The sequence below is a fragment of the Chitinophaga sp. 10T418 genome (assembly GCF_056394125.1).
On the sequence record NZ_JBFTHG010000002.1, the window covers coordinates 1 to 21,459 of the forward strand.

2 protein-coding genes are annotated in these 21,459 nt (G+C 49.3%); both read right to left on the minus strand.

Features of this window, described 5'->3' with window-relative positions; translation table 11 throughout:
• Positions 1-9 precede the first annotated feature (9 nt).
• Positions 10-7,104, minus strand: coding sequence for an amino acid adenylation domain-containing protein (locus tag AC1DCV_RS04625; protein WP_477022074.1), 7,095 nt, complete (start codon positions 7,102-7,104; stop codon positions 10-12).
• A gap of 38 nt (positions 7,105-7,142) precedes the next feature.
• On the minus strand, positions 7,143-21,410 hold the full coding sequence (locus AC1DCV_RS04630; RefSeq protein ID WP_477022075.1) for a non-ribosomal peptide synthetase: 14,268 nt from the start codon (positions 21,408-21,410) through the stop codon (positions 7,143-7,145).
• Between the last annotated feature and the right edge of the window lie 49 nt (positions 21,411-21,459).

A 21,459-nucleotide genomic window follows, 5' to 3' on the forward strand; every position in this document is an offset into this window, starting at 1 on the left:
TGCAATAACTTACCTACTGTTGTTTCTGTTGGACCATTGCAATAACTTACCTACTGTTGTTTCTGTTGGACCATAGTGATTTACTACGGTGCAGGTACTGCCTGATGCCCGGATACTGTCTATCACGGCAGCCTCCAGCGCTTCACCGCCAAAAACCAGCAGCTTACCAGGCAACAGTAAACGATCCTGATCAGACAATGCCTTCCAGTGAGAGGGCACAATCTTGATGCAGTCCACCGCATGCTGTTCAAAGTAATGATGCAGTGCGTCTGCATCATTGATCGCATTTTTGGAAAACAAATGTAAAGTGGCGCCCGTAGCCAGCGCCGGGAACAACACGGTATTACCCAGGTCGGTAGCGATGCTGGATAACAAACCATAAGAACGGCATTGCTGCAAAGGCAGATGTGCCTGCAGGCCTGCCATATAATCGGCCATGTTGTGATGGGTCACCATCACACCCTTGGGTGTGCCCGTACTACCGGAGGTATAGATCACATACAGTAATTGCTCCGGTATTACCGGCAAGGAAGCCGCTGCTGTGCTGCGGTTGATCTCATCACGGTCGTCATCCAATGATACAACCGTTAAGCCTGTTGCAGGGAGCAGATCGCGGCAACTGCTGCTGCTAACAACAACAGTAGCGGCCGTATCTTCCAGCATATATTTTATACGTTCTGCCGGGAAGTCTGGCTCAATAGGCACATAAGCGCCACCAGCTTTCAATATCCCCAGCATACCAATGATCATATCAGGACCCCGTTCTATACAAAGCGGTACCAGGCTGCCGGTAGTGACGCCCTTCTCCTGCAGGTATCCTGCCAAGCGGGATGCCCGTTTATTAAGCGCGGTATAAGAAAGTTTTTCTTCTTCAAAAACAAGTGCAACCGCATTCGGATTTTCCTTCGCCTGCTGTTCAAACATCTCCAGGAAATAATGACCGGTAACATCAACGGCTGTACGATTTTCCAGTTGTTGTTGTTCTGCCGGAGAAAGCAGTTCGATGTCCCCAATCAAGACAGCCTTTTGATGAATGATCTGCCAGATCACCTGTTCAAAATGTCCGGCTATCATCTCTATAAAATAATCAGATAACAGGTCATTGTTAAATGTGAAGATCAGGTGTGTTTCTGCTGCTACGCCCATGATAATGGTCAGTGGGTAGTTGGTGTGCGGATGTGTTTCTACTTCGCTCACCTGCAGATGCCAGGTTTGTGCATTTACAACTTCACTTACCGGGTAATTCTGGAAAGTGATGGTGCTGTCGAACAATTCGCCTGCCACATTGATCCATCTCTGGATGGAATTGAGGCCGGTGTATTGGTATTCGCGGCTCTGCAACTGGCTGTTCTGTATTGTTTGCAGCCAGCCGGTTATGTCACTTGCAGGATCAATAACGGTATATAAAGGCAGCGTGTTGATAAAGAGGCCTACTTTGCTTTCCATGCCCGGCAGGTCCTGCGGACGGCCGGAAACGGTGATACCGTAAGCAACATCGCGGTGACCGGAATAACGGTATAACAGGTACGCCCACACGCCTTGCATCAGCGTATTCTGTGTTATATGGTGTTGTTGTGCAAACTGTGTAAGACGCGTAGTAGTAGCGGCATCCAATCGGAATACCCGCTCTCTGAAATTACCACCACCTTTTGTAAGCCTGGTGGTAGTGGCAGTAAAAGGCAGGAGACTCCCTTCTTCCAGTCCCTGCAGGTAATTACGCCAGTAATGTTCTTCCGCTTCCTTATCCAGTCTTTCCTGGTAGCGGATATAATCTTCGAAGCGGTCTTCCGTTGCAGCAGGCACCGGGCTGCCTGTTACCAGTGCTTCATAGGTGCTGAGCAGTTCTTCCACCATTACCGGTAATGACCAACCATCAAAAAGAATATGATGAGAGGTCCATACCATCTTGTAGGTATCCTCACTGAGCCGGAGTAAACTGATACGCATCAGCGGCGCTGCTTTCAGATCAAAGCCCTGCAGGTTGTCTGCTGTTTCAAATGCCTTTACTGCAGCAGCCTGTGCTGCCTTATCCATTCCACGAAAATCGGTTACCTGCATAGGTACTGTTACCTGTCTGTATACGCATTGTACCGGTACGCTGAATACATCATGGTAAAAACCGCTTCTCAGGATGCTATGCTGGCTGAGCAGATATTCCCAGCTTTGGCGGAAAAGGTCTTCCTGTAAACCGCTCACTTCGCAACTGAACTGCTCTACATAGGTGCCGCCCTGCATATCGTACAGGGTATGAAACAACATGCCTTCCTGGAGACCGGTAAGCCGGTACAGGCCACTGATCTGGCTGCGCAGGGGCAGGCCATTACGGGAGCTATCCAGGAATTCGTCGAGTTCTTCATTTGTTATTTCTGTACTCAACCCATAATCTGCGGGCGTGAATACGGGCTCCCGGAGTGCCTGTTCCACACAATGATCTATCACCAGCTCCAGTTGTGCGAGATAGATATTTGCCAGTTCAGTAATACCTGCTTCGTCGTAGTGACGGGTGCTGTATTCCCATTGCAATAGTAGTTCGCCATTCTGTACCATGCCGGTGAGCGCCAGCTTGTGCAACAACGGATAGGCAGCACCGGTATCAGCTCCCGATGATTCCGGGGCACCGGTGATAATGCCATCCTGTTTTACAGCATTATCTGACTGTCCCAGGTAGTTAAAGATGATATCCCAGGGATCCTTTCCCTGCAAGGATTCCACTTGATTGATATATTTCAGTACACCGTAACCCAGCCCCTTGTCCGGCACCTGCCGCAATTGTTCCTTTATAGTTTTGAGAGATGCGCCAGGCGTACTGCCGGCATTTACGTGTAGCCATACAGGATATAACGCTGTAAACCAGCCCACCGTACGACTGGTGTCGATACCAGAAATAATATCTTCACGACCGTGACCTTCCAGGCCCACCACTACACCCCCTGCACTGCTCCAGGCAGCAAGGGTACGCGCCAGGGCACATAACAGCACATCGTTAATAACGGTATGGTATGCACGCGGCACTTCCTGCAACAGCCGTTGTGTTTGTGCCTTGTCCAGCTTCACAGCAACGGAGGCCGTATCTGCCACGGTCAGTTGACCATCATATTTTTTATCTGTGCGCAACGGCTCATAACCGGCAACAACCTGCTGCCAGTATTCCTGCTGGCCAAGCACCCTGCGGCGGCGGCCATACTGCTCCAGGGCTGTATACCATTGGCGGTAGGAACTGCTTTTATGTCCAAGTATCGTGGTTGCTTCTGCAACAGGATCCCCTTTCAGCAACAAATCAAGATCTTCCAGCAATATGCGCCAGGAAACGCCATCCACGGCCAGGTGATGGATAATGATCAGGAGGCGGTGATGTTTTTCTGTACCAGGTGTACGGAATAATACCGTCCGGATAACCTGCCCCTTCTCTATTTGCAGGCTTTGCTGGAAATCACCGGCATGGCGGGTAATTTCGCCTGCCAGGGCTTGCGTAGTAATATTGCTGAGGTCTACTGTTTCCAGCTTCCCTGCCGTACCGCCGTATGCCTGTTCCCAGCTATTACCGGAACGTTGATAGGTAAAGCGCAAGGCGTCATGGTATTCGACCAGCCGTTCTATAGCAGCAGACAAGACCTGTGCACTGATACTTTTATCAACAGCTAATAAAATACTCTGGTTGAAAGGAATGGTTACCTCGCCGGCGGTGGTAAAGTACCATTGCTGAATAGGCAACAGGCCGCTGCTACCGGTAAGCAGTCCCTGCTCTCCGGTGACTTCGCTGCTTTTGCGGGAAGCCAGCCATGCTGCCAGTGATGCGACTGTCTGGTGCAGGAACAGGTCGCGCGGCTGCAGTTCATAACCGCTGCGTTTAGCACGGCTCACTACCTGGATAGTAACAATAGAGTCACCTCCCAGTTCAAAGAAATTATCGTATATGCCTACCCGTGATACCCCCAGCAGTTCCTGCCAGATGTCAGCCAGCACCTGCTCCACCTCATTACGTGGTGCTATATATTCATGCGTCAGCAAAGCTTCTGCATCCGGGTCCGGTAATGCTTTCCTGTCTATTTTACCATTAGCTGTGAGTGGTAGTTTATCTAATGACAACAATAATGCAGGCACCATATAGTCCGGCAGTTGTTGCTTCAGAAAGGACGTAATGCCCTCCCTGTCGAAAAGGCCGGCAGGCACTATATATCCCACCAGCCGTTTATGGAGACCACTATTATCATCTTTTGCGAGTACGGCTGCTTCCTTCACCAGCGGACAACTACGCAGCACATTTTCTATTTCTCCGGGTTCTATGCGGTAGCCCCGCACTTTCACCTGTGCGTCAATACGGCCCATGTACTCAATGGTGCCATCACTCAGCCAGCGACCGAGATCGCCGGTACGGTACATCCTGCTGCCGGGTTGCGGACTGAAAGGGTCTGCTACATACTTTTCTGCTGTCAGTTCAGGACGGTTATGGTACCCGCGCGTTACGCCGGCGCCGCCAATACAGATCTCTCCGGCGATGCCCACAGGCAGCAACTGATCTCCACGACCCAGAATATAGATATGCGAATAATCTATAGGGCGGCCAATGGAAGCAGAAGCCTGTCCCGGCGTTAATGTATACACGGTACTGTAAGTAGTATCCTCCGTAGGGCCATACAGGTTACGCACCACCATATGCGCCAGTGCATTACTTCGCTGTACTTCTGCCGGGATGGGTTCCCCGGCCATATTCAAAACGGTAACGCGCGACAGGTCAGTTTGATTGTTCAGCAACGCCCTGATCACGCTCGGCACCGTGTTCACCAATACTGCTTCATCCAGTGGCAGGTATTTTTCTATCGCCAGACCATTTTGCAATATCCTGATACGGCGACCAATACTTAACGGGTAGAAGATCTCAAATACAGACAAATCGAAACACATGGAAGTGGTGGCATACACAGTTTCAAAATGATTATGTGCAAACTCATCACGACACCAGGTCAGGAAGGCAAACATATTGCGGTGTTCTATCATTACCCCTTTGGGCTTACCGGTAGACCCTGAAGTATAGATCACATAGGCCAGCTGTTCCGGCGCAGGTAACTTAGTCAATGGTGTAACCGGGTGACTGCTGATAAGGGCGGCATCTTCATCCAGCGATATCACTTCCGCGTCCTGTTCTGTCAACGTCAACTGTTGCCTGGCAGTACTGCTGCTGATAATAATTCGTGCAGCCGTATCCGTTATCATATAGCGGATCCTTTCCTGCGGATATTCCGGGTCTACCGGCACATAGGCGCCGCCGGCTTTCAGGATACCCAGCATAGCAATGATCATGTCCGGACAACGCTCTATACACACCGGTACCAGCGATTCCTTTACAATACCTTTGGTGATGAGGTAGTGCGCCAGCTGGTTGGAGCGCTCGTCTACTTCCCGGAAACTCAGCGAAACATTATCCACCACCAGCGCGATGGCATCCGGGGTAAGTGCCACCTGCGCAGCAATGAGATCTATCGCCGTTTTATATTCCAGTGGCGCCAAACCGGCTTTATTAAAAGTAAGTAACAGTTGCTTTGCTTCTGCCTCGCCGAGGATGGGCAATGCATCTATCTGTGTAGCGGGCGATGCCACCACGGCCTGTAGCAGTCTTTCATAATGTGCTATCATCCGTTGTATGGTACTTTCGTCAAACAGGTCCGTGCAATAGGATACAGATCCTGCCAGCGCGCCACCTGATTCCTCCAGGGAGAAAACCAGGTCAAACATCGTAGTCGTATTATCTACCTTTTCCTGGGAAAAGGAAACAGCATCCAGTCCCTCATTAGCTTCAGCGGGCATATTCTGTAGCATGAACATCACCTGGAACAGGGGATTCACGCTCAGATCACGTTGTTTCACCACAGCTTCCACTATCCTCTCAAAAGGCACTTCCTGATGGTCATAGGCACTGAGCGTAGTATCTTTTACCTGTTGCAGTAATGCGGTAAAAGTGGGGTTATCACTCAGGTCACTGCGCAATGCCAGGGTATTGACGAAGAAACCAATCAGCCCTTCCAGCTCCTGCCGGGTACGACCGGCAGTAGGACTGCCCACACAAATATCATCCTGGGCACTATAGCGATATAGCAATACCTTAAAGACGGCCAGCAACGTCATGAACAGGGTGGTATCCTGTTGTCTCGACAGCGCCTGTAAACCGGCAGTGAGTGCAGCGTTGAAACGTATGGGACAGGTGGCTCCACGGGCACTGTGGATAGCAGGACGCGGATAATCCAATGGCAGGTTGAGTACAGCGGTGCCGCTTAGTTTATTTTTCCAGTAATCCAGTTCATTTTTCAAAGCATCTCCTGAGAGGTGCTGGCGCTGCCAGATAGCATAGTCTGCATATTGCAGGGGCAATAACGGTAGGTTAACGGAACGCTCTTCCACGGAAGCACTGTAGAGTTCCATCAGTTCCCGGATGATAATACCGGTTGACCAGCCATCGGAAGCAATATGATGAACGTTGATCACCAGTACATATTCATCATGATGTTGTGCGATCAGGTGTGCCCGCAGCATATGATCACGGGAGAGATCAAAAGGCTGTGCTATCAATGCCCTGATATAGGATTGAAGGGCTGCCGCATCATCTTTATAAAGTAGTTCATCTATCAGCTCCAGCTGCCAGCGGTTTTTTTCACCTACCTGCTGGAAAGCTTTTCCATTCTCCTGCGTGATAACGGTGCGTAAAATTTCATGGCGATTTACGATCTGCTGCAGTGCATGTACAAGGGCGGGGCGACTGAGTACACCCTTTACCCGCATGACCATAGGCTGATGGTATTGCACACTGCCTTCCAGCTGATCAATGAACCATAACCTTTCCTGGCTGAAGGAAAGAGGAATGTGGGTCATCCCGTTGCGGTCCGCAGCACTTATCGTTTTCCCGGTGACTGCTTCCGGAGCATTATGATGCTTCCTGAAATATTCTATCAGGTATTCCTTGTTATTTTTCAGCTCATGGAGAAAAGTGGCGTCAATAATATGTTCCCTATGCGTTTGCACAATCAGTTCATTGTCATCAAATGAAATCTGAATACCTATATCATTTGCTTTTTCCAGTAGATCTACTATATCAGTTAAGTTAAAGCTGGTCATTTTACAATTTTTAACATGAAAGAAATCAGCGGCATATATCAGAGTCTGATTGTTTGCAGATCCTCTGCCGCGATAGTTGCCTGTGACTGGTTTACACGGATATATTTAGCAAGCGATTCTATAGTGGCCAGCATAAAGAAATCCCTTACGGACACCTTTACCTGGAGTGTTTTCCTGATCATCGCTATCAATCGCATTACCTGCAGGGAGTGGCCGCCCAATTCGAAGAAATTATCGTGAACGCCTATACGTTCCAGGCCCAATAGTTCACACCAGATGACGACGAGTGCCTGTTCTGTTTCATTACGTGGGGCCACATATTCATTGAGCAGCTGGGCATTTTCACCGGGATCCGGCAATGCTTTCCTGTCCGTTTTACCATTGGCGGTGAGTGGTATCCGGTCCAGCTCCACCAGCAGTGACGGTACCATGTATTCCGGCAGTTTTTCTTTCAGATAATTGAGGATAGCTGTTTTATCAAAGGTTCCTTTAGGTACTATATAAGCTACGAGACGTTTAATATGGTTCATGCCTGCATGTGCAATCACTACGGTTTCTGTTATCCGTCCCGACTGCAGCAACACGCTTTCTATTTCACCCAGTTCAATGCGGTAACCTCGGATTTTCACCTGTTCATCCATACGTCCCAGGTATTCCACATTACCATCGGGCAGCCATCTGCCCAGGTCGCCGGTACGATACATTCTGCCACGCGATGCCACAAAAGGATCGTTGATAAACTGTCGGGCAGTGAGATCCGGACGATTGAGATATCCTCTTGTCACGCCAACTCCTGATACACAAATTTCTCCGGGTACGCCTACCGGGCATAGTTGCTTTTCCTTATCCAGGATATAAATGTGCAGGTTCTGTACAGGCGCACCGAGCGGCACATTCGTATAGCCGGGTACGTTATGCATGATATAATGGCATATATCATCCGATGCTTCTGTAGGACCATAAGCATTGACCACAGGAATATGTTTATACCTGCTGAACCATTGTTCAAGTGTATGCCGGCTGATGGCTTCCCCGGTTACCATCAGGTATTTCAGACCAGAGAGGTTAACAGGAATATTTTCATCCAATACAGCGGCAAGATAGGAAGGCACTAACTCCAGAATAGTAACCTGCTGCCTGTCTACCGCTTCCATCATGGCTGCGGGATGCAGTATCACTTCTTCCGGGTAAATAATGGTAGTACCACCGCAAAGCAGGGCAGCAAATATCTGCCATACTGAAATGTCAAAAGTATAGGCAGCGTTGAATGCCACCATACTTTTATCGCTGATCTGCAGGTCATTTATTTTGGCAAACAAATGATTAAGCATACCGCCATGTTCTACCATCACCCCTTTGGGTAAACCCGTAGAACCAGAAGTATAGATCACATACGAAAGATCATGCGGAGCAGGTGTTACCGTCTGCATACTTGTGGCATCCGAGAAGGTTCTCTGGTAAGTATCTGTTGTTATGATGTCCACGCCCGGCAATGCAGGAAGCTTCTCTTTGCCGTAGCTGTCTGCTACTACCAGTTTGGCGCTGCTGTCCTGCAACATATACCTGATCCTTTCTTCCGGGTATTCGGGGTCAACAGGTACATAAGCACCTCCGGCTTTCATAATGCCCAGCAGGGCTATAACCATTTCCATGGACCGTGTTACACATACCGGCACCAGGGTATCAGCAATTACACCATGGGCTACGAGGAACTGCCCCAGCAGTGTACTGCGCTGATCAAGTTCTTCATAACTCATGATTGCATCTCCCAGTATCAGTGCAGTAGCAGCCGGCGTAGCTTTCGCCTGCCGGGCAAACAGGGTGACCAATGTTTCTGTATGCGGGTATGCAACTGTTTTATGATTGAAGCCATGCAGTAACTGGTCTTCTTCTTTTGTGGTGAGCAGCGGCAGGTGATCTATTTTTTGTGAAGGCCTTTCTGCCAATGCTTTCAGGAGTTGTTCGTAATGACCTATCATCCGATCGATGGTAGCATCTTCAAACAGATCAGCACAATAGCCTGCTGTGAGCTGCAACCCATCAGGCACTTCCTGCAGCGACAGGTTAAGGTCAAACTTCGCATGGTGTACCACATTGCCTTCTGGCAGCAACGTTACTTCCCCCAGCTGCAACTCGGGAGTATCGGGCGTATTCTGCATTTCAAACATTACCTGGAAAAGGGGTGTTCTGCTTACATCTCTTTCCGTTACTACCTGTTCTACTACTTTTTCAAATGGCACTTCCTGGTGTTCATAGGCACTCAGCGTGGTTTCTTTTACCTGCTGTAACAGGGTGGTAAAAGAAGGATTGCCTTCCAGGGTGCTGCGTAGTGCGAGTGTATTGATAAAGAAACCTACCAGTCCTTCTGTTTCCTGTCTTGTTCTGCTGGCGATAGAGGTGCCTACACAGATATCATGCTGGTTGCTGTAGCGGTATAGCAATACCTTGAATGCCGATAGCAATGTCATGTAAAGCGTAACACCTTCCTGTTTTGACAGTGACTGCAGTTTCGCCAGCAGCTGCTGATCAAACAGGAATGAACGCAATCCACCACGGGTACTCTGTATAGCGGGGCGGGCATGGTCCAGCGGCAGGTTCAGGATAGCTGTATCTGCCAGTTTATTTTTCCAGTATTGCAGTTGCTGTTCCAACACAGCACCAGAGAGGTATGTTCTTTCCCAGATGGCATAGTCAGCATATTGGATATCCAGTGCAGGTAAAGTAGCCACACTATGTTCTAATGCCGCATGGTAGCCGGCCATCAGCTCCCGGATGATGATACCGGCTGACCAGCCGTCTGCCGCGATATGATGTACAGTGAGCACCAGTATGTATTCGGTAACGTCCAATACCAGCAAGTGCGCGCGAAGCATATAATCTCTTGCAAGATCAAATGGCTGATTAACCAGCGTGCGTATCTCTTCTTCGAGACCAGCTTCGCCGGAGTGCTGGCGTATTTCCAGCTGCCAGCCATCTTTGTCCATTACCACCTGGTATATATTACCCTCCTGTTCTTCAAATACAGTACGCAGCACTTCGTGCCGGTTTACAACTGCCGCAAGCGCCTGCGTGAGGGCAGCGGTGTTCAGTGTGCCCTTTAACCGGAGAACAGTTGGTATATGGTAATGCACGCTGCCTTCCAGCTGATCAATGAACCACAAACGTTCCTGGCTATACGATAATGGGATGTTGTCTGGCCGTACGGTGGCTTCAATAGCCGGCAATAAAGCTTTCCTGTTGCCTGCTGCTACCTGTGCTGCAAAAGCCACCAGCGTAGGATGCAGGAACAGTATTTTCATGGACAACTCTACATGCAGTTTATTACGCAGGGCAGACATGAGGCGCATCGCCATCAGTGAGTGTCCACCCAATCCAAAGAAATTATCATAGATGCCTACCTGCGGCACCTGTAACAGGTCCTGCCAGATAGCCGCGACAGCGTATTCTGTTGCAGTACGTGGTGCTACATATTCCTGCCCGTCAGCATTTCCTTCCGGCTCCGGCAATGCCTTCCGGTCATATTTTCCGCTGGGTGTCAGCGGAAATACAGCCATGGCTATCAGCACCGATGGGACCATGTATTCCGGCAATTGCTGCCGTAAATAAGTCAGGATTCCTTCCCTGTCAAATGATCCTTGCGGCACTATATAGGCGACCAGTCTTTTAACCGCCTTATCTCCCTGTGCTCCCTCCTTCGCCAGCACCACTGCCTGCGCAACCAGTCCACAGTCCTGTAATACTTTTTCTATTTCTCCCAACTCTATCCTATACCCGCGGATCTTTACCTGGTCATCTATACGGCCCAGGTATTCGATTGTGCCATCCGGCAACCACCGGCCCAGATCTCCGGTACGGTACAAACGTCCGCCCCATGCAGTGCTGAAAGGATTGGTGATGAACCTTTCTGCGGTAAGTGCAGATCGGTTTAAATACCCTCTTGACAGACCGGCACCGCCCGCACATATCTCACCCGCTACGCCAACAGGGCACAATGCAAGATCCGGTGACAGGATATATACCTGTACGTTGGTGATGGGGCCTCCTATAACGGTTACGCCATGATCACGCAGCGGATGGTCAGTCATAGTCGTGCACACCGTATTCTCTGTAGGGCCATAAGCATTCAACAGTCTTCTCCCCTCAGCCTTTACATAGGCGGCATCTTCACGGTTCAGGGCTTCTCCTACAGATAACACCGTTTTTACAGGGCCCAATACATCTCTGACCATATGCAGGTAAGAAGGAGGTAATACCACCATTGTTACTGCTTGCGCTGATACCAGTGCTGCAAATTTTTCAGAAGACAACAGGTCTTCCTGTTGCGGCAATACGATCAGACCACCATTCAGTATGGTGTTGAATATTTCATAACAGGAAGCATCAAAACCAAAGGATGCAAACTGCAGGGTACGCGTTGCGGCTGATATACGCAAGGCAACTGCATGCCCCTGTGCCAGGTTCACCACACCACGGTGTTCTATCATGACTCCCTTGGGTTTACCAGTGGAACCGGAAGTATAGATTACATAGGCAAGGTGCTCCGGTAGCGGTTTTACCACAGGTGTTGCAACCACATAGCTGCGCAACATCTCATGGATATCCTCCATCACGATGATACGGATACCTGGCAGCTGCGGCAAACGGGATAAAGAGGCTTTATCTGTCAGCAACAGTACAGCACCGGTATCCGTCAGCATAAACTCCATGCGCTGCTGCGGATAATCAGGGTCCACCGGCACGTACGCGGCACCGGCCTTCAGGATACCTAATATGGCAATAACCATATCAAAGGAACGTTCCATACATACCGGCACCAGCATTTCCGCGGTAACGCCCTGTGTTGCCAGATAATGTGCAAGCCGGGAGGACTGTTCATCCAGTTCGCGGTAAGTGAGCACCGCGTTCTTCCATATCAATACCGGCGCTTCCGGTGTTTGTAATACATGTGCCTCAAACAGGTCGATGATCGTTTTATCCTGCGGATAATCTGCTTTGTTATCATTAAATGTGAACAGCAGCTGTTGTTCTTCTTCCGGCAACAACATACGCAGCTGACCGGCCGGCTGTTGACGGTTTGCCGTAACAGCGCGCAGTAACTGTTCGTAATGTCCTGCCATCCTGCTGATGGTTGCAGGAGTAAACAAGTCTGTTACATATTCTATGAAGACCGTCATTCCTTCTGCTGTTTCCTGCACCGTAAAAGTGAGATCGAACTTGGCGGTTGTATAAACAAAACGGTCTTTATCCAGTACAATATCTCCCAACTGCAGTTCCGGAATGTCAGGAATACTCTGTAAGGCGAAGGCCACCTGGAATAACGGTGTTCTGCTTACATCACGGTCTTTCACCACTGTTTCCACAACCTTTTCAAAAGGCACTTCCTGATGTTCATAGGCACCGAGTGTTGTTTGTTTTATTTGCTGCAGCAATGCTGTAAATGAAATGTTATTTCCGAGGTCACTGCGCAGGGCGAGCGTATTGATGAAGAATCCGATCAGCCCTTCTATTTCCTGCCGCGTTCTGCCTGCAATGGAAGTGCCCACACAAATGTCCTGCTGGCCGGTATAACGGTACAGCAACACTTTGAAGGTTGCCAGCAACGTCATAAACAGGGTAACGCCTTCCTCGCGGGATAATGCTTGTAGTGCTGCCGTCAACTCCCTGTCGAGATAGAAGGTGCTGATAGCTCCCTTTGTACTTTGCACCGGTGGCCGCGGAAAATCTGTGGGCAGGTTCAATGCCGGTACATTTGTCAGTTTATTTTTCCAATAAGAAATTTTTTCATCCATTACGGCGCCTGACAAATAATTACGCTGCCAGATCGCATAGTCTGCATATTGTATATCCAGCGCGGGCAATACAGGAGCGTGTCCCGCTGAAAAGGCACGGTACAGTTCTGCCAGCTCACGGACCATAATACCGGTGGACCATCCATCAGAGGCTATATGATGTAATACTACCAACAGGATATGTTCTGCCGGACCTGCTACCACCAGGTGTACACGGAGCATATGCGCGCTGCACAGATCAAACGGCATATTGATGAGCTGCTGCAGATACTGTTGCAGGACTGCTTCATTTTCCCGGTACAGGGATTCATCTGTTATCTGCAACTGCCATTGATCTTTTTCCAGTACCTGCTGATAAGCCACACCGTCTTCTTCTGCTATCACCGTACGCAACACTTCATGTCGGTTCACAATAGCCTGAAATGCAGCAGCCAGTGCTTCCCTGTTGAGGTGCCCCTTCAACCGCAATACGGTAGGAATATGATAAGTTAAACTACCTTCCAGCTGGTCAATAAACCACAAACGTTCCTGACTATACGATAATGGAATATGTGCAGGTCTTTCGATACGCTGCAGTTCTGGTGTTGCTGCCGGTGCTGTTTGTTGCAACAGCTGTGCAGCAAGGCTGGCGATGGTAGGGAAATCAAAAACATCACCGATAGATATTACCAGGCCCAGTTGTTTCCTGATCGCAGAGATCACGCGGATAGCCAGCAGAGAGTGTCCTCCCAATGCAAAGAAGTCATCGTGCACCCCGATGTCTTCTATCTCCAGCAGGTTGGACCAGATAGCGGCCAGTGTTTTTTCCAACGCAGTAACAGGCAAGGCCTTTTCTGGGGTCACTACTATTTCCGGATCAGGTAATCCTTTCCGGTCAATCTTTCCATTGGGTAATAAAGGGAAATGCTCCAGCGGTATCAATGCCGCTGGTACCATGTATTCCGGCAGGCGGCTGCGCAGGTATTCCAGGATACTGTCCCGGTCAAAGTCTGCGGCTATTACATAACCGATCAGCCGTTTGCTGCCGGTTTTATCTTCACGGGCAATCACAACTCCCTGGCTCACCCCCTCGCAGGACGACAGCACGCGGCTAATCTCTCCCGGCTCTACGCGATAGCCACGGATCTTCACCTGGTCGTCCACACGACCCATAAATACGATATTACCATCGGGCAGATATTTTACGAGATCCCCCGTGCGATACAGTCTTACACCATCTGAAGGAAAATAAGGATCGTTGATAAAGCGGCCAGCAGTCAGGTCTGCATTGTTCAGATAACCTGCTGCTACTCCTTCACCGCCTATATATAGTTCGCCGGGAACGCCCACCGGGCAACGTTGCCCGGCATCATTCAACACATAAATACGGGTATTGGAAAACGGCTTTCCTACGGGTATTACGCTATCGTATATACGTTCACGTGATACCACGTGCAATAACTTACCTACTGTTGTTTCTGTTGGACCATAGTGATTTACTACGGTGCAGGTACTGCCTGATGCCCGGATACTGTCTATCACGGCAGCCTCCAGCGCTTCACCGCCAAAAACCAGCAACTTACCAGGCAACAGTAAACGATCCTGATCAGACAATGCCTTCCAGTGAGAGGGCACAATCTTGATGCAGTCCACTGCATGCTGTTCAAAGTAATGATGCAGCGCATCTGCATCATTGATCGCATTTTTGGAGAACAAATGTAAAGTAGCGCCCGTGGCCAGTGCCGGGAACAACACGGTATTACCCAGGTCGGTGGCGATGCTGGATAACAAACCATAGGAACGGCATTGCTGCAAAGGCAGATGTGCCTGCAGGCCTGCCATATAATCGGCCATGTTGTGATGGGTCACCATCACTCCTTTGGGCGTACCGGTACTACCAGAAGTATAGATCACATACAACAGCTGCTCAGGTGTTACCGGCAAGGAAGCCGCTGCTGTGCTGCGGTTGATCTCATCACGGTCATCATCCAGTGATACGACCGTTAAGCCGGTTGCAGGGAGCAGATCGCGGCAGCTGCTGCTACTAACAACAACTGCAGCAGCTGTATCTTCCAGCATATACTTTATACGTTCTGCCGGGAAGTCTGGCTCAATAGGCACATAAGCGCCGCCAGCCTTCAGTATCCCCAGCATCCCAATGATAATATCGGGGCCGCGTTCCATACAAAGCGGTACCAGGGAGCCCGTAGTGACGCCCCTCTCCTGCAGGTATCCTGCCAGCTGGGACGCCCGTTTATTAAGCGCTCTATAGGAAAGTTTTTCTTCTTCAAAAACAAGTGCAACCGCAGTTGGATTTTCCTTCGCCTGCCGTTCAAACATCTCCAGGAAATAATAACCGGTAACATCAACGGCTGTACGATTTTCAAGTTGTTGTTGTTCTATTGCACCAAGGGGTTCAATATCGCGGATATAAACAGCCTGATTGGAGATCAGCTGCGTTATTACCTGTTGAAAATGCCGGGCTATCATCTCTATAAAATAATCAGACAACAGGTCGTTATTGTAGGTAAAGATCAGCCGGGTATCATCAGAGATACCAATGATGATGGTCAACGGATAATTGGTGTGCGGATGTGTTTCCACTTCGCTCACCTGCAGCTGCCAGGTTTGTGCATTTACGACTTCGCTTACCGGGTAGTTCTGGAAAGTGATGGTACTGTCGAACAGCTCCCCTGAAATATTTGTCCAGCGTTGTATTTCATTCAGTCCTACATACTGATGTTCACGGCTCTGCTGCTGTCCGTTCTGAAGTAACTGCAGCCAGACGGTGATTTCCTGCGCAGGATCTATGACCGTATACAACGGTAAGGTATTGATGTAAAGACCTACTCTTTTTTCCACACCGGGAAGGTCTTCCGGACGTCCGGAAACAGTGGTGCCGTATACCACATCACGGTGACCTGAATAGCGGTATAACAGGTACGCCCACACGCCCTGCATTAAGGTGTTCTGCGTTATATGGTTTTGCTGGGCAAAACGTGTCAGGTTTTCTGTTACTACACTGTCCAGCCGGAAAGTGGTTTCCCTGAAATTACCGCCGCCCTTTGTAAGTTTATCGGTAGTACCAATAAACGGCAACAGACTGCCTTCCGATAACCCGGCCAGATAGCGACGCCAGTATTGTTCTTCCAGCTCTTTATCCATCCTTTCCTGGTAGCGGATATAATCTTCATAGCGGTCTTCTCCGGCAATAGCAAGAGGTTTACCAGTCACCAGCCTTTCATAGGTATCCAGCAATGCTTCCACCATTACCGGCAATGACCATCCATCAAACAGGATATGATGGAAAGTCCACACCATCCTGTACGTATCACCTTTCAGGTGCAGCAGGCTGATACGCATCAACGGCGCCACTTTCAGATCAAAGCCATGATGACCGTCTGTTTTTTCAAAGTCCTTTACAGCTTGTGCCTGTGTGCTTTCATCCATTGCGCGGTAGTCATATACTGTCAACGGCATCTGCACGGTCTGGTACACACACTGCACTGGGATACTGAAAGTTTCGTGATAAAATCCGCTGCGCAGAATACTGTGCAGTTGCAGCAGGTGATCCCAGCTATGGCGAAACAGGTCTTCCTGTACACCTGAGAGCTCACAGCTAAACTGCTCTACATAAGTACCACCCTGTGTATCAAACAGGCTATGGAACAGCATGCCCTCCTGCAGACCGGTAAGCCGGTACAGGCCACTGATCTGGCCGCGCAGGGATGCTCCTTTATAATCACTGTCCAGGAACGCATCCAGTTCTTCATTGGTTATTTCTGCGCCCAGGTTATAATCAGCAGGTGTATAAACAGCCGGTAAGGTAGCCTGTTCCATACAATGGGATATCAGGCTTTCCAGCTGTGTGAGATAATTATCCGCCAATGTGCTGATGTCTGCAGCATCAAAATGCAGGGTACTATACCCCCATTTCAATACCAGCTCACCATCCTGGATGATACTGTTCACGGATATTTTTTCCCTCACCGGAAAATCATCACCCAGGCCAGCACCGGATGCTTCCGGCGCTACAGACAGGTCACCGCTTTCACGCACTACATGATCCGTTTGTCCGAGGTAGTTGAAGATGATGTCCCAGGCATCTTTGCCCTGCAATGCAGGTATTTTGCTGATATATTTCAATACGCCAAAACCAATACCTTTATCGGGTACACGGCGCAACTGCTCCTTCACATCCTTCAGCAGCGAACCCGGTTGTTTTCCCGCAGCTACCTGCAGCAGTACCGGATACATGCTGGTGAACCAGCCTACTGAACGGCTGGTATCTGTACCGGGGATGATATCTTCCCGGCCATGTCCTTCAAGGCCTATCAGCACATCCGGTCGATTGGTCCATGCAGACAGTGTAGCTGCCAGTGCGCATAACAATACATCGTTGATTTCAGTGTGATATACACGTGGTACATCACGAAGCAGTTGTTGCGTACGCAGGCTGTCGAGTGTCACCACCACATAACCCGTATCTGCTACTGTAACAATACCATTGTATGATTTGGCGGCAGGCAGCGGTGTATAACGTTGCACGATTTGTTCCCAGTATGATTGCTGGTGCAGTAGCCTGTTACGATGGCTGTAAGCCACCAGCCCGTCATACCACTGGCGATAAGAAGTTGTTTTAGGTCCCAGTATAGCCGTTGCTGATTTTCCGGACTGACTCTCCTTCAGGATTAATTCAAGATCCTGCAGCAGGATACGCCAGGAAACGCCATCTACAGCCAGGTGATGCACTACCAGCAATAAACGGTTATGCGTTTCCGTAGCCGGTGTAAGAAACAATACCGGGCGAAATAATATGCCGGCGCGGATATCCATCTGCCGGTGGAATTTATCTGCCTGTGCAGGCAGGAAGGTGGCCAGGTCTGCAGCATCCAGGTGTTGCAGGTCTACTGTTTCCAGTTCACTTTCGTGGGTACTGTATACCTGCATGATACCATCAGCAGTAACCTCATAGGTAAAACGTAATGCGTCATGGTAAACAGACAGTTGCTTTACGGCTGCTGCCAGCACCAGGTTATCTGTTTGTTTGCTCACCGACATCAGCACACTCTGGTTAAAATGAGCGTTGCCGGAAGCACCGGTTTCAAAATACCATTGCTGGATAGGCAGCAGGCCGCTGTTACCGGTCAGTATCCCCTGTTCTCCTGTTGTTGTCGTAGTATTGCGGGACGACAGCAATGCAGCGAGCGATGCAATGGTCTGGTGCAGGAACAGGTCTCTGGGTTGCAGATCAAAGCCGGCGCGTTTGGCGCGGCTAACGACCTGTATAGTGATGATAGAATCTCCTCCCAGCTCAAAGAAATTATCGTATATGCTTATCCGTGATACACCCAGAAGTTCCTGCCAGATGCCTGCAAGGCCTTCTTCTGTAGCGCTGCGTGGGGCAGCATATACTGTATCTTCCCGGTTAGCTGCTCCCGGATCGGGCAATACTTTTTTATCGATCTTTCCATTGGTGGTCACCGGAAATTTATCCATCTCCACCAGTACAGCCGGTATCATATATTCCGGCAGTTTCTGTTTCAGGAAAATGATGATGCCTTCCCGGTTAAAGACGCCATTTGGTATAATATAGGCTACCAGTCGTTTGTGGCTATGCTGGCCGGTATTATCCGATAATGCCACCACCACGGCATTGGCTACGAGTTCGCTTTGTAGTAGGGTACTTTCAATTTCCCCCAGCTCTACACGGAAGCCACGGATCTTCACCTGTTCGTCTACGCGACCCAGGTATTCAATAAAACCATCCGGTGTCCAACGCACAATATCGCCGGTTTTATACAGGCGATCTCCGGGAATATTACTGAAAGGATGAGGAATAAATCTTTCTGCTGTAAGTACAGGCTGGTTAAGATAACCCTGCGCCACACCATCGCCGCCTACATACAGCTCTCCGGCCACTCCCACAGGCACCAGGCTGCGGGTTGTACTGAGCACATAAGCCGTGCGGTTATTTAATGGTGTACCGATAGGCGTATTAGCTGTCAGTCCATGTTTGCTGATCAGGTAACTGAGAGAAAAGGTAGTATTCTCCGTTGGGCCGTAGATGTTACTGATGTCAATATCCGGATAGGTTTGCCTGAACCGTTCCAGATGTTTTTCGGACAGCTTTTCTCCACCGGTAAGGATGGCCGACAGCTTTTCAAAAACGGTAATATCTGTATCTACCAGCTGATTAAACCAACTGGTGGTAATAAATAATTTTGTTACCTGCCGGCCATGCAGCTCCTTCTTCAGCAGCGCCGGATCCAGCAGACTGTTTTCCGCGCTGAGGATAAGTGTACCGCCATTGAGCAGCATTCCCCAATATTCAAATGTAACCGCATCAAATGCCAGCGAGCCGGCAGAAAGAATACGGTCTGCCGGTGTGAGGGTGATATAGTTGGTGCCTTTTACCAGGCTGGTAACGTTACGATGGGTAACTACCACCCCTTTGGGTTTGCCGGTAGAACCGGAGGTGTAAATAACATATGCCAGGCTCTCTGCATGAGTGGTTACCTGCAGGCTGCCTGTGGGCAGTTCCGGTAACTGGTCCATGTAAATGAGTGCGGCATGCGGTGCGGCGTCCTCAAATAACGCCTGGTAAGCAGTAGTGGTTAATGCCAGTGAGCAGTTGATATCCTCCAGCATATAGGCAATACGTTCGCGCGGATATCCGGGATCTACCGGTACATAAGCGCCACCAGCTTTCAGGATAGCCAGAATACCTACCATCATATCAAGCGACCGGTTCATACAAACCGGTACCAGTGTACCACTGGTTACGCCCTGTTGTTGCAGGTATACCGCCAGCCGTCCCGCCTGTACATCCAGTTCAGCATAGGTTAGCTGCCCGTCACCAAATGTTACAGCGGTGGCAGCCGGTGTACGTGCCACCTGCAAAACAAAGAGTTCAGTAATGGATTTATCTGCCGGGTAATCTACGGCAGTATCATTAAAATCTTTTAGTAACTGGTTCCTTTCCGCATCACTTAAAATAGACAGGAATCCTATCTTTGTTTCCGGAGCAGATACGATTGCCCGCAACAACTGTTCGAAATGCTGCGCCATCCTTGCAATAGTGGGCTCTCCAAACAGGTCCACACTATATTCAATCTTACCGGCAATACCGTCATTACTTTCCTGCAGGAAAAAGGTAAGGTCAAATTTCGCAGTGGTATCACTGGTATCTACCTGCACCATCTGCAGGTCGCCCAACCGCAGCTCTGGTGCATCGGGCATGTTCTGCAGGGAAAATGCTACCTGGAACAATGGACTGCGGCTGATATCACGCTCCTTCACCACTGTTTCCACCACTTTTTCAAAGGGTAGATCCTGGTGATCATATGCACCCATCATCGTTTGCTTCACGTTCTGCAACAAAGCCGTAAAGGATGGGTTGCCTGAGAGGTTATTTCGCAGGGCAAGGGTATTCACAAAAAATCCGATAAGTGTTTCCACTTCCTGCATAGTCCTGCCAGCCGTAGGGCTACCAACGCAAATATCTTCCTGTCCGCTATAGTGATACAACAATACATTGAAGGCTGCCAGCAACGTCATATACAGCGTAACATCCTGCTGAAGGGATAACACTTTCAATGCTGCAGTAAGCTCCCTGCTGATGCTGATGTTATAACTGGCGCCATGCGTACTTTGTACAGCCGGACGTACAAAATCAAGTGGCAACTGCAGTGTAGCCACCCCTTCCATTTTTTCTTTCCAGTAAGCCAGCTGTTTATCCGATATATCACCGGATATATATTTACGCTGCCAGATGGCATAATCAGCATACTGGATATCCATTGCCGGCAGATGGGATGTACGCCCTTCCGTATAGGCAGCGTACAGTTCGGCCAGCTCCTTCACCGTGATGCCAACGGACCAGCCGTCGGAGGCAATGTGGTGCATCACCATCACCAACAGGTGCTCCTTCGGACCTTTCACCACCAGGTGTGCCCGCAGCATATGATCATGTGCAAGATCAAAAGGAAGATCTATCAGAGATTTTATAAATGCAGGCGATATTGATTCATTATCAGGATAACTAACTATTGATAGTTCCCAACGATCTTTATCCATTACATGCTGGGAAGCCTTACCATCTTCTTCCACTATAACCGTGCGTAATATTTCATGACGATTCACAATGGTGCGCAGGGCATATTCCAGCGCTACCTTGTCCAACGAACCTTCCAGTTTTAATGCAGCAGAGATATGATAGTTAATACTGCTGCCCATGCGATCTATAAACCACAGGCGTTCCTGGCTATATGACAAGGGTATGCTGGTAATCCCATCGGGCCTGTTGGAAGTGATCCTTTCACCTATGTTGTTACGCTGCGCATACAGCTCATTGTTTACCAGCATCACGCGTATCTGTTCCCGGTAGGTCTTTATTTCCGCCAACAGGTCGCTGCTGATAGTTTCAGAACGGGGAACTTTGAATTTGATCTTTTCATTCTCCAGGAACAATATGATCCCTTGTTTCCTGGCCTTGTCAACTACTTCAAATGCTTTTTCAAAATTAGTATCTATCATATACGCTTGTTTGAAAGATGATATTCGGGAACTGAAACAATGCCGTTTT